A 12,031-nucleotide genomic window follows, 5' to 3' on the forward strand; every position below is an offset into this window, starting at 1 on the left:
TATACTCAATCATACTCAATTTTCAGAAATTATCAAGTGTATGTAATAAATCTTTTTCTGAGATAAAATCAATATTTATGTAAAGTTTTGTACGATACGATTATCCAAAACCTACAGCTAGTTGACGCGAATTCCCCTTTCTTATTGGTCCCACATGTACATGAGCAGCATATTCAACGCTGTTAGTAATGCAAAGAACAGTGCTAGAGTTGGCTGTCCTGCAATATACAATGCCCAGGTTGCTAATCCGTAAATGATTATCTCAAGCAATAACCGCTTAATTCCATGGACACGTAACGGAGCTGCGGGAGAACCAAAAGTTCCCCAGATAAATGCAATTAAAAGAGGAGTACCAATTCCTAAAAGAAATTTATACAAATATCCGTCACCAGAGGTAAATCCCCAGTAGCTATACGATATTAATGCACATATTTCTAAAATGAATCGGAGTGCTATATTTATGATCATTAAGTTTCCCCTTTATATTTCATCCACATATTCCAGTTGCTCCTATTTGTTCACGATTTCATCAACATTGAATGAGCCCTGATTTAGCAATAAAACGATTAATGGATTGGACACGAGATGAATTTTCAGTAATGTAACATATCCTTCGAATTCTTTAGGATCAACCTAGGTTTGCGTGTATTCCCGTTTGATTACTCGTTTCCATTCTGATCGATCACCATATTTTCTTTTTAACAAATCGCCACTCCTCGTATCCAATCAATCATGTGTTTGTTTAAGATGGGAATTTATAGTTTGTCAATCTTTTGTAGAAACACATCTAATACTTTTGTATATATTTCTGGCTGTTCAGAATGTACAAGATGCGATGCAAAAGGGATGATGGACACATGAACATTCTCTTTCATTTGCGGGTACAGAATAGCCCCTATTGTTTCACCTTTATTCCCCTCGCCTACCATATACAGAATCGGTGAAAGAATGCCATCCAAATTCTTTGTTTCATTGAAAGGATACCAATCCTCATCCCTTCCTATATAAAGGAACTGTCTCCAATCAGACGAATGTAACTGATTAAAGTAATTTATTGCATCATCATTTTGTAGTAATTGAGACTGACTTGCTACATCTTCATTGTGCAGATCGAGCCAGTTCTCTGGTTTTTCCGCCAAGACGCCAGAAATCGTTAAGCTTTTTACTTTATGCGGGTACTTCTTTGCCAAGAATAATCCAGCTAGTGCACCTAACGAACATCCTACTATATGTGCAGATTCCACGCCTAAAAGATCAAAAGTTTCAACGAGATCGTTTGCAGAGTCCTCAAAAAAATTCGTGAAATTACTCTCAATTGATTTACCGTGTCCTCTTAAATCTGGAAGAATGACTTTATATGTACTTTGAAAATATTCTCGCTGATATTCAAAATCAGTTAATCCTGTTTGCAAGCCCGTATGTAAAAATACAATGGGTTCCCCGCTCCCAAAAACTTCAGTATTTAATAACAAAACAATCCCACTTTTCTATGTTAGATTTCTGGATTAGTCTTTTACTCCGCGATAAATGTAAATGTAGACATAGGCTTTATCCCGGTATTATCAACTGCTGCCTTTAAAATATTTATTTCAGATTCGATGAGGGCAGTGAATTTAGGCGGCATTTCATCAATTGATTTAAGTTCAGCTTTATACTCAGCTAATGTGTATTGAACTTCCCATTTTCCATCCTGTAAATCTGGTGAATCAAATGATGTATCAGCCATAATCCGCCAACCAGTAGTTTCTGCTACATGTTTAACATCCATGGGAGTGAACAACGTACGAACATTTGAAAGACTTTCTTTCTTGAAACATTCGTATTGAGCTTGAATAAGCACCGCTAAAAAATGCGGATATTGTTCCACCGTTTTGATTGTCGTGTCCCATTCAGCAAAACATAATGTTTTTCCCCATTTTTTGGACTTCTTCAGGATATCTTGAAGTTCATCAACTGATTTCATATACCAGGAACAATGAGACAAAACAATGACGTCAAAATAACTTTCCGGAAAATCCACTTTCGGAGACAATACATCGAATCCAAAATCGACTTTGATTCGATCGCCAATAGGCGATTTCTTCAAATAATCTATAGAATCACCTACTGTTATAGGACTTCCATAATCAGGTGATGCAATGTCGACACCATGTACAAACCCTTTGTCCCCTACCAAATAAGCCAAAACCGCAGTTGTGTCGCCCTGTCCACAGCCAATCTCCAACACTTTGCTTCCTTCTTTGATATTCCAAAACTCAGCTAGTTTCAATCGATGCTCGGTTTGTATTCTTTGTATAGTTGAATCCACACTATTTGGTGCCATGTAATTAACAATTATATTTACACGATTATGACTCATTATTTCACTCCTACATGTAGCATTCATTTAATAGACATCATGGAGCAAAGTTAATTTGTGATGTTCAAACAAACAATCACTCTCTTAATAGTTCTATAAAGATTGATGGAACACCTTCATCACACAAGCGAAAAGGAAATAAACACCTTTGCCGTAAGTCTATTACCTGAAAATGTTTTGTATCTTATCCGAAATTTCTTTTGGTTTAACATCAATTGCATCTAAGGTATGAATATCCACCCACATCGGTTCATAGGTACCTTTATCACTCGCATTCTGTAGGAACTCTTCACCTTGACCAGTACCAAATACTCCATCCACTATATCGGCAAGAAAAAAATATTGTGAACCATTAAAGCAAAAGCTATCACGACTCTCGTTAATTTTTATGTGAACGCCTAATTCTTCATAGGTTTCTCTAATGGTTGCTTCTTCTGGAGTTTCCCCTACTTCTATTCCCCCACCCGGAAAGACATAATAAACGGAATCCGCTTGAACTCTCTTGATTAAAGCAACTTTTTTATTATTAATGAGAACTGCAGAACCTCTACGTCTCACATGCAACCCCCTCACCCTTCATACTGGATGTAGAATTAAAAGGCTATTTTTTGGAAGTATCATTGTTAATTCCTAAACTGCAATTATTCACATCACGATTAAAAGTTCTTCATTTGCTCAGAAAGGATTCTCTCCTGTTACGAAAGGAATAGTTACCGTATATATAGCCACAATTAACAGTGCCCAAAAAACAATGGATTTCACGCGTCCATTGATCAAATAGTTGTTTTTATTTCTACTAAGCTTGTAAATAATCGTATTGAGTGAGAACAGAATATACGAGACTCCAAACCAATTAATCCAAACATTTCCCGTAAAACGTATGTCAAAACTTTCGTAAATCACAGCAAGAATATTTACTGTGAAAATATAACCAATAAATAGGAACACAATGATTTCGAATAATAAAATGAGAAACTCTTTCTGATTGGACATACTTCCCCTCCTTAGGAGGATATTCGGTGACACTAAATAAAAGTATTTAATGAAGATCTCCCTATCCTTCATCTTTTTCAATCAGGATCTTCTCAACTTCAGTCATAACTCCAAACGCCCCAGACGATGCATTTGAACAGACCACTAAAATTGTATTTATCCCAGGGTAATAGGCAGAATGGAAACTTACGCCGGGATCATAACCCATAATATGATATTTGGATATTTCACCACCAGTTTTATCAATCCACAATCCATATCCGTAATACCTTTCACCGTTTCCAACGACATGCGGCGTCAGTAATTTGTTGGTCATAGATTCATTTAACAATTGATGATTTAGTAAAGAGTCCCATAAAAGCATCATGTCTTTGACAGTTATATAAGCTCCCCCGTCAGATCCTCCTCTTACAGGAAGTGAATAAATATTTGTCCTCCAGCTTCCATCTTCAAAGTCAATGTAACCTTGAGCCGTTTTGCTTGGTAATGAATCGAAGGCAAAATAACCAGAGTCCTCGATTCCGGCTTTTTTAAAGATGTTCTTCTCTATATAATCAGTAAACCGCATCCCGCTAAACTTCTCTACAATCAAACCTAATATTATAAATCCACTATTATTATAGGAAAACTGTTTTCCAGGTGTGAATTTCATGGGTTCGTTTTGGAAAAGTGGTAAAAAATCTTCAAGATTTCGCATCGAGTACATCGGAAGACCTTTCCATAAATCTTCGAAGTCCGCCATCACTTCTTCATCAAAATAATCTGGAACTCCTGAAGTATGGGTTAATAAGTGGTGGATGGTAATGTTTTCCGAAAAATCAGGAAAGACATAGTCGACACACTCAAGTAATTTTGTCTCAAGCGAAATTTTCCCTTGCTCGACAAGTTGGCAAATCGCAATCGCAGTGAATAGTTTACACCCTGAGGCGATACCAAATCTTGTTTCCGTTTCATTTGGTAATTGTTCTGCTCGATTAGCAAAACTTCTGCTGGATATGACCGGTACTTCTCCATTTTGTTTAATAAGTGTAGTTCCTGAAAATTCTTTTGATTGTTGTATATCTAGTACGACCAAATTGTTTAACATGATTAATCCCCTTATGTATGTTTATTTCCCCTTATACGACTTACTTCGATAAGAATCTTAATAATCCTGTTTTTGCTGCAAAAAATTACAAAGAAAAAGACCGACTTGAAGATTTAGTCGGTCAATTTCCATTCATTTATTGATCAGTCTTTGAATTAATTACCTTCGCTTCACTTTCTACTTCATTCTCAAGCATATATTTAAGCAAAGACAATTTGTTAGTCCAAAACTGTTCATAATACGAAAGCCAGTGTTGAAGTTCTTCCAACGGCTCAGGTTGCAGTCGATATATTTTTTCCCTACCTACTTTTCTTCCACTGACTAATTGAGCTTCAGACAGGATATGGAGATGTTTGGCAATGGCCGTACGGCTCATGGGAAAATGAGCAGTAATTTTGGAAATGGGTAATTCCTCTTTGGTTAGCATATGCAGCACCGCTCTACGTGTTGGATCAGCAATTGCTTGGAATACATCATATTTTGCTGAGGAAGTCACTTATCCCTCAACAACTTTTTTCAGACGTTCATTCACAATACCAACCCAGCCTTGTCCCATGTGTTCACGAATTACCGAACTCTTCTCATTAGCTTTTGGAATAATTGAATCAGGTGTATTCCATCCACCATGAACTAGAGTAAATTCTGTTTGATCACCCAACTCTTTTAAAATAAATGATACAAACCAGCCATCTGTATCCCAAGTAAATGAAAGTCGATTTGGAGCATCAATTTCCGTTACTTTACAAGGAGATGGACCGAATGGTGATTGCACATGGAATTCATGTCCTTCTTTTAATTGGAAATCATTTGGCATAAACCATGAGGCGATTCCTTCTGAAGTTGACACGATATCCCAAACTTTTTGAATGGGTGCTTTGAGCATAACTGTTTGATTGATGTCTTGTAGTTTATCTTGACTATTTGTTCCCATCATAATTCTCCTTTTGACCATGAATATAAAACCTTTTGGTTACGTTTCTTACTATATAACGCCATATGGTTTCGCGTCAAACTTAAAATTGAAGTTGAAAGAACTCGTAAAAGAAAAAAGCATAGCATTTGCTACACTTAAAAATGCTTCATATCGTGAATGATGTTTTTTAATACATCAATGGATTCAACAGGGTTATTATCATATTCCAAACTATGATTAACTTTGTCAAACAATCTTGATACGATATTTGGATTGCTTGTCACTTGATTATATCTCTCTTCCGAATAACAACGATCATTGTCACCGATGAAACACAATCCTTTATGGTTACTGGCAACCATTGCTTTAAGCACATCTTCCCTATGAATCAACGGTGTTAACCATACTATTTTCGCATCTTTAAACATATCCCTGCTTAACTCTGTACTCAAAGCAATTGTCCCAAGCGATTTTCCGATCAGATAGAAATTTTTATATGAAGTATCCATTAATACCTGATCCAGTACCGTTCTTACATCATATTTGATCGCTTCACTTAACTCTTCCTTACTGAAGTCATCGTAGATTTTGTCATTGTATTGGTAATTAACCTGTAGTACATCAAAGGATTTGTTCAGATATAGATCTTCTGAATAATGAAAGACCGGGCTTTTTACGGTATATCCCGCTCCAGGAAGGAAAATGGCTAAATTATCCGAGTTCTCTTTTATACTCAATAGAGTAAATGGAACACTCATTCCCTTATATCCGATAGCTTGGTCGGTAAACGTTTTCAATACTGGAACCCCCATTTTTTCTTCATTATACAGAATATTCCACGAAGTGCCAGGGATTTTTTAAATTAAGTCGACCTTCCAAGTGATTAACCAATTCAAACAAAAAATCCAGACAGAAGTAGTCTGGATCAGTTCACCCTAATAAGAACTTTCTTATTTCATTTAGCGACATTAGTCAGTGTAAATAGCCAAGTTAGATTTGTTAACAACAAGGTGTTACAAAGAATAACCACTCTGCTTATTTGATGCTCAACCACACCTAATTATCCACCACAACCAACTCACCATTCTTCAATTCATACTCAGAAAAATCCGCAGCCACAGTAATTGAAGGAAAGACCGATAACCCTTGCACTCGTAGCTCTTCTGCCTGGCTAGGTAAAAAACGGGCGCTGATATGTTGCACGATCAGGTGTTTTGCCCGACTTTCTTTCGCGACCATCGCAGCTTGTGTGATCGTCGAGTGACCATATGGTTTTGCTAACTCTTCCGTACCAGCGTCAAATGTCGCTTCGTGAATGACGATATCGACATCCTGGCTTAGATCGATGGATGCTTGGCAATAGCGTGTGTCCCCTAATATGGCCAGTGAAAAACCTTTGCTCGATTCAGCCGTAACATCTTTGCTATAAACGGTCTGGGCGTTTTCCAATACCACATCCTGGCCTTTCTTCAACTGAGCTAATAACGGGCCTTTCGGAACCCCTAATCTCAGTGCTTCTTCAATTAACAGTTGAGGCGGAAGTGGTTTTTGTATCACCCTGTAACCGAAACAAGGAATGACATGATCCAGCAGTTTAGCTTCAACTATGAATTGATCATCCTCAAAGATGATGCCTTCTTCGATCTCGATAATGTTCACTTTATACTGCAGATAGGTTCGTGATAAGCGAAGTGTGGTAAGTACCCACTCCTTTATGCCGGTTGGACCATAAATGGTCAACGGTTCTTTTCCATCCAGGAAGGAGCGTGAACCTAGTAGACCCGGCAAGCCGAAGATATGATCTCCATGCATATGTGTAATGAATATATTTTCGATTTTTCGCGGCTTAATGGTCGTATGCAAAATTTGATGTTGTGTTGCTTCTCCGCAATCAAACAACCAAACCGTGCCTCTTTCCTGTAATAGTTTTACGACAAGTGCACTGGTATTGCGTTGTTTCGAAGGCATACCAGCCCCTGTACCTAGAAATTGAAGTTCCATATTACTTGTTCTCCCTGTCTTTGTGATCATCTAAAAAATCTTTACTAAAACTTGTTGCGGATTCGTAAGTGGTTTTTTTTGTTTGAGTAACGCCCCTGGTAATCTTATCTTTTCCGAACTTTGTTTGTAGGGCATCGACCAATTTCAAAATTGGTTCTTCTTTTGCATGCTCTTCAAAATTGTAAATTGATAATTGTTCCGTGAAATCGATTCGATCAACTACACCACTGACGGTTACACCAAGTAAGCGAATAGGTTGTCCATCCCAATTTCTCTCAAATAGTGACCACGCTACTTCAAGGATCTTAGCTTGATCATAAACTAAGTTTCGAAATGTTTTGCTCCTTGAAGAGTTTCGCCAATCCGTGTCACGTATTTGTATGGAAACGGTTGGGCCTGCTAATCGCTTTGCTTCCAATCGATTGGCCACTTTTGTACTTAGGTGTTTAAATACTTTCTTAAGTTCCAACGGATCGGTTTCATCAATTGGCAACGTCGTTGAACTCCCAACACTTTTCGTATCGTAAACGGAATCAGGATCTACCGCTCGCACATCAATTCCATTTGCCCGGTTTTTCAATCTGACACCATTCTTGCCGAGCTTTTCTTTTAAAATCCCATCTTCCACTTTTGCAATATCACCAATTGTGGTCAATCCGATGCCATTTAATTTCTTAGCGGTACTTTCTCCTACCCCATGCATGTCAATGACGGGAAGGGGCCATAACAATTTATCGATGTCTCGTTTGCGTAAGACAGTTACTCCCATTGGTTTTTTCATATTTGAAGCAGTTTTTGCTAGAAATTTATTGGGAGCAATTCCGATTGAACTTGGCAAATCTAGTTCTGTTAACAATCTTTGCTGTATTTCCTGAGCGACTTCTATTGCAGTCATTGGCCGATCAATATCGGTTACATCCATATAGCCCTCATCAATCGACACAGGTTCGACAAGATGTGTATAGGTTCGCAGTAAATCAAACATTGCACGTGAAGCGATTCGATAGCGTTCAAAATTTGGTGGCAACAATATCAGCTCGGGACATTTGCGTTTCGCTTCCCATACGCTCATCGTCGTGTATACCCCTCTCGCACGTGCTTCGTACGAACATGTGACGAGAATACCGCGACGTTCTTTCGGATTTCCCGCGATGGCAATCGCTTTTCCTTTTAAGCTCGGATCATAGGATTGCTCAACAGACGCATAGAAACTATTCATATCAATATGAAAAATAATACGAGCAGCGTTTTTTATACTAGTCATGTTGTCATCGCCTTTTCAATCAATTCTTTCCCCTATCATAACAAAAAACGAGACATCAGGGCATCCTGACATCTCATTAACATAATGATGATATTATTGAGCAGAAACTTTAACGATTTCTACTAGTAATTCTGCTAATTTTTCTAATTCTTCAACAGGCATGCGTTCATTTTTCGTATGAATTTCTTCATACCCAACAGATAAATTAACTGTTGGAATGCCAAATCCTGCAATGATGTTTGCATCACTACCGCCACCACTTGTTCCTAGGTTTGGTGTACGACCGATATTTTCCACCGCTTGTATCGCAACTTTTGTCACATGCTCATCTGGACCAAAACGGAAACCAGGGTACATCAACTGAACCTCTACTTTCGCTTCTCCTCCCATTGCCAAGGCCGTTTCTTCAAATACTGATTTCATGTGTTCGGTTTGTCTATCTAATTTATCTGGAACAATTGATCGTGCTTCTGCTAATATGTTGACTTCATCGCATACAATGTTAGTAGCTTGTCCACCTTCAAAACGACCAATATTTGCTGTCGTTTCAGAATCTAGGCGTCCAAGATTCATTTTTGAAATCGATTTAGCTGCAATGTTTATAGCAGATATCCCTTTTTCAGGTGCTACGCCAGCATGTGCCGTTTTACCAAGAATTGTTGCGTTAATTTTCGCTTGGTATGGAGCAGCAGTTACAATACCGCCAACTTTACCATCTGAATCGACTGCGAAGCCATATTTTGCGGTAATAAGAGAAGCATCCAAATGTTTAGCTCCAGCTAATCCACTTTCTTCACCTGCTGTTATGATGAATTGAATGTCACCATGCTCGATGTTTTGTTCTTTCAGTTGTTTAGCCATTTCAAACAATGCAGCAATACCCGCTTTGTCATCTGCACCCAAAATTGTCGTTCCATCCGAATAAATATAGCCATCTTCTCGAAGTTCAGGTTTGATTCCTACACCAGGTACGACGGTATCCATATGGCATGTGAAATAAATAGGATCGACATTTGATTTATTTCCCGGTAATGTGGCAATTAAATTTCCCGCTCCGTGACCGCTTCTTGATGCGGAATCATCTTCAAAGACATCAAAACCTAATGCTTCTAGTTTGCCTTTTAAGATTGGGGCAATAACTTGTTCATTTTTTGTTTCAGAATCAATTTGTACAAGCTCTAAAAATTCATTGATTAAACGTTGGTTAGTCAAGTGAAAAACTCCTTTATAATGGGATGTTGCCGTGTTTTTTAGTTGGTCGCGTCTCTTTCTTATTACGCATCATATCTAGTGCTTGTATGAGCTTGATTCGTGTTTCACGAGGGTCGATGACATCGTCAACCATCCCACGTGCAGCAGCTACATAGGGGTTCGCAAACTTCTCGCGATATTCCTCGATTTTTGTCGAACGCGTTTGTTCAGGATTGTCGCTTTGCGCGATTTCCCGGGAAAAGATTACGTTGGCAGCACCTTGTGGGCCCATAACTGCGATCTCTGCATTTGGCCATGCGAACACGAGATCCGCACCAATTGACTTCGAGTTAAGTGCCACGTACGCTCCGCCATATGCTTTTCGCAGAATGACCGTCATCTTCGGTACAGTTGCTTCGGAATAAGCATAAAGGATTTTGGCACCGTGACGAATTATTCCCCCATGTTCTTGTTTGATACCTGGGAAGAAACCTGTTACGTCTTCAAAAGTAATAATAGGAATATTAAATGAATCACAGAATCGAATGAATCGAGCTGCCTTATCAGAAGAATTAATATCAAGTCCACCGGCCATTACTTTAGGTTGGTTACAAACTAGTCCGACTACCTCACCTTTTATTCGAGCAAGTCCAATTACTACATTGCGAGCGAATTCTTTTTGTACTTCCATAAATGACTCTTTGTCCACTACCTGATCGATTACTTTACGAATGTCATAAGGGCGAATGGCGTCATAAGGAACGACATCCGTTAATTCTGGACGATAGTCATCTTGAAGGTCCGCTTCTAGTCGTGGTGGTTTCTCTTCATTATTTTGAGGTAAGAAACTTAATAAATCTCTCACTTGTTGCAATATTTCTTGTTCCGTTTCAGCACGGAAGTGAGCATTCCCACTGATTGCATTATGTACTTTCGATCCACCTAAATCTTCTGAAGATATTTTTTCACCCGTTACAGTTTCAATTACCTTCGGTCCGGTAATAAACATCTGACTCGTTTTGTCGACCATAAAAACAAAATCGGTTATCGCTGGTGAATACACTGCTCCACCGGCACAAGGTCCCATAATTACTGAGATTTGAGGGATTACACCTGAATAGATGGCATTACGATAGAAAATATGACCATAGCCGTCAAGAGAAACAACACCTTCTTGAATTCGAGCGCCGCCCGAATCATTTAACCCAATAAAAGGTGCTCCATTTTTCGCAGCTAAATCCATGACATTTGCAATTTTCATCGCATGCATTTCTCCAAGTGCGCCACCAAATACCGTGAAATCTTGCGAGAAAAGGTAAATCGCTCGACCATTTACTTTCCCGTATCCTGTCACTACACCGTCGCCAGGACCTTTTTGAGTATCCATACCAAAATCAACGGTACGATGTTCAACAAATGGGTTTAATTCAACAAACGTCCCTCGATCCACCAATAAGTCAATACGTTCTCGAGCCGTTAATTTTCCTTTTGCATGTTGTTTTTCAATTCGTTCGTCTCCGCCCCCAAGCTCAATTTCACGCTTGCGATCGTATAAGTCATTGATTCTCTCATAAATATCCATGTTTTTTACCCCTTTATACCGGACTTATCACATAATTCATAGAGCACTCCGTACGAAGACTTGGGATGTAAAAACGCCACTTGTGCACCACCCGCTCCAATTTTCGGCTGTTCAGTTAAAATACGAATACCTTTAGTACGCAGATCATTCATACGTTCTTCTATACCTTCCACCCCAAAAGCAATGTGGTGAATGCCTTCACCTTTTTTCTCAATAAATGACTGGATCGCACTTGTTTCTGACAATGGTTCGAGTAACTCGAGTTTAACATTGCCCGCATCAATAAACGCAACTCTCACTGACTCACTAGCGACTTCTTCTATCTTCAACAACGTCAAGCCAAGTGTTTCTGTATAATAAGGGATTGTTTCGTCTAAGTTTTTCACTGCGATGCCGATATGATCAACCTTATTCAAAATATCCACACCTTTCTGTTATCTCCACTCTCTATTGTACCGATTTCTATTTGAAAACTCTACCTCTTGAGAATTTTTTCAGTTTCTACTAAACTAAATAATAGCTAGTTAAAGGAGTTGTATCTTATGCGTAATGCAGGTTTCCGAAAGTTTGTTGTTTATATGATGATTTTAATGATGTTATTGTCAAGCGTACTATTTGGATTAAGTTTATTCTTTTAACAA

15 protein-coding genes are annotated in these 12,031 nt (G+C 38.5%); 1 reads left to right on the top strand and 14 read right to left on the bottom strand.

All coding sequences use genetic code 11. The annotated features are described in order from the left end of the window. Positions 1 to 141: 141 nt before the first annotated feature. From GY23_RS04695 to mce, 14 genes are all read right to left on the bottom strand, one after another. Positions 142 to 468, bottom strand: coding sequence for a YrdB family protein (locus GY23_RS04695; protein WP_075618014.1), 327 nt, complete (start codon positions 466 to 468; stop codon positions 142 to 144). 287 nt (positions 469 to 755) lie between these two features. Beyond that, positions 756 to 1,472 (bottom strand): alpha/beta fold hydrolase, encoded by a 717-nt coding sequence (locus GY23_RS04700; protein ID WP_075618015.1) that lies wholly within the window; start codon positions 1,470 to 1,472, stop codon positions 756 to 758. Between the two features lie 41 nt (positions 1,473 to 1,513). Beyond that, a complete protein-coding gene (locus tag GY23_RS04705; RefSeq protein ID WP_075618016.1) occupies positions 1,514 to 2,359 on the bottom strand; it encodes a methyltransferase domain-containing protein in 846 nt (281 codons plus the stop codon). A gap of 162 nt (positions 2,360 to 2,521) precedes the next feature. Beyond that, positions 2,522 to 2,917, bottom strand: a complete 396-nt coding sequence (locus tag GY23_RS04710; RefSeq protein ID WP_075618017.1) for an NUDIX hydrolase — start codon at positions 2,915 to 2,917, stop codon at positions 2,522 to 2,524. A 117-nt stretch (positions 2,918 to 3,034) separates the two neighbouring features. Beyond that, a complete protein-coding gene (locus GY23_RS04715; protein WP_075618018.1) occupies positions 3,035 to 3,352 on the bottom strand; it encodes a hypothetical protein in 318 nt (105 codons plus the stop codon). Between the two features lie 61 nt (positions 3,353 to 3,413). Continuing rightward, a complete protein-coding gene (locus GY23_RS04720) occupies positions 3,414 to 4,439 on the bottom strand; it encodes a serine hydrolase domain-containing protein (RefSeq protein WP_075618019.1) in 1,026 nt (341 codons plus the stop codon). Positions 4,440 to 4,575: 136 nt separating this feature from the next. Then, entirely contained in the window at positions 4,576 to 4,935 is a 360-nt protein-coding gene (locus GY23_RS04725) for an ArsR/SmtB family transcription factor (protein WP_075618020.1), read from the bottom strand. Next, complete coding sequence (locus tag GY23_RS04730) at positions 4,936 to 5,370, bottom strand: SRPBCC family protein (RefSeq protein WP_075618021.1); 435 nt, start codon at positions 5,368 to 5,370, stop codon at positions 4,936 to 4,938. Between the two features lie 137 nt (positions 5,371 to 5,507). Next, a complete protein-coding gene (locus GY23_RS04735) occupies positions 5,508 to 6,149 on the bottom strand; it encodes an alpha/beta hydrolase (protein WP_245827573.1) in 642 nt (213 codons plus the stop codon). Between the two features lie 259 nt (positions 6,150 to 6,408). After that, a complete protein-coding gene (gene rnz / locus GY23_RS04740; RefSeq protein ID WP_075618023.1) occupies positions 6,409 to 7,353 on the bottom strand; it encodes a ribonuclease Z in 945 nt (314 codons plus the stop codon). A gap of 1 nt (position 7,354) precedes the next feature. After that, entirely contained in the window at positions 7,355 to 8,617 is a 1,263-nt protein-coding gene (locus GY23_RS04745) for a DNA polymerase IV (protein WP_075618024.1), read from the bottom strand. 93 nt (positions 8,618 to 8,710) lie between these two features. Next, complete coding sequence (locus tag GY23_RS04750; RefSeq protein WP_075618025.1) at positions 8,711 to 9,829, bottom strand: M20/M25/M40 family metallo-hydrolase; 1,119 nt, start codon at positions 9,827 to 9,829, stop codon at positions 8,711 to 8,713. A 13-nt stretch (positions 9,830 to 9,842) separates the two neighbouring features. Next, positions 9,843 to 11,390, bottom strand: a complete 1,548-nt coding sequence (locus tag GY23_RS04755; protein ID WP_075618026.1) for an acyl-CoA carboxylase subunit beta — start codon at positions 11,388 to 11,390, stop codon at positions 9,843 to 9,845. Positions 11,391 to 11,395: 5 nt separating this feature from the next. Continuing rightward, complete coding sequence (gene mce / locus GY23_RS04760; RefSeq protein ID WP_075618245.1) at positions 11,396 to 11,806, bottom strand: methylmalonyl-CoA epimerase; 411 nt, start codon at positions 11,804 to 11,806, stop codon at positions 11,396 to 11,398. Positions 11,807 to 11,932: 126 nt separating this feature from the next. Here mce and prli42 point away from each other — a divergent pair, with 126 nt between their 5' ends. Then, positions 11,933 to 12,028 (top strand): stressosome-associated protein Prli42, encoded by a 96-nt coding sequence (gene prli42 / locus GY23_RS18110; RefSeq protein ID WP_149917095.1) that lies wholly within the window; start codon positions 11,933 to 11,935, stop codon positions 12,026 to 12,028. Positions 12,029 to 12,031 lie beyond the last annotated feature (3 nt).

It is taken from the genome of Paenisporosarcina indica, assembly GCF_001939075.1.
In the GTDB taxonomy this organism is placed as follows: Bacteria; Bacillota; Bacilli; order Bacillales_A; family Planococcaceae; genus Paenisporosarcina; species Paenisporosarcina indica.

Excerpts from the sequence above, each read along its gene's own strand:
- GY23_RS04730 (WP_075618021.1), bottom strand. The coding sequence starts at position 5,370 with ATGGGAACAAATAGTCAAGATAAACTACAAGACATCAATCAAACAGTT.
- rnz (WP_075618023.1), bottom strand. The coding sequence starts at position 7,353 with ATGGAACTTCAATTTCTAGGTACAGGGGCTGGTATGCCTTCGAAACAA.
- GY23_RS04705 (WP_075618016.1), bottom strand. The coding sequence starts at position 2,359 with ATGAGTCATAATCGTGTAAATATAATTGTTAATTACATGGCACCAAAT.
- GY23_RS04745 (WP_075618024.1), bottom strand. The coding sequence starts at position 8,617 with ATGACTAGTATAAAAAACGCTGCTCGTATTATTTTTCATATTGATATG.
- GY23_RS04720 (WP_075618019.1), bottom strand. The coding sequence starts at position 4,439 with ATGTTAAACAATTTGGTCGTACTAGATATACAACAATCAAAAGAATTT.
- GY23_RS04755 (WP_075618026.1), bottom strand. The coding sequence starts at position 11,390 with ATGGATATTTATGAGAGAATCAATGACTTATACGATCGCAAGCGTGAA.
- prli42 (WP_149917095.1), top strand. The coding sequence starts at position 11,933 with ATGCGTAATGCAGGTTTCCGAAAGTTTGTTGTTTATATGATGATTTTA.
- GY23_RS04695 (WP_075618014.1), bottom strand. The coding sequence starts at position 468 with ATGATCATAAATATAGCACTCCGATTCATTTTAGAAATATGTGCATTA.
- GY23_RS04715 (WP_075618018.1), bottom strand. The coding sequence starts at position 3,352 with ATGTCCAATCAGAAAGAGTTTCTCATTTTATTATTCGAAATCATTGTG.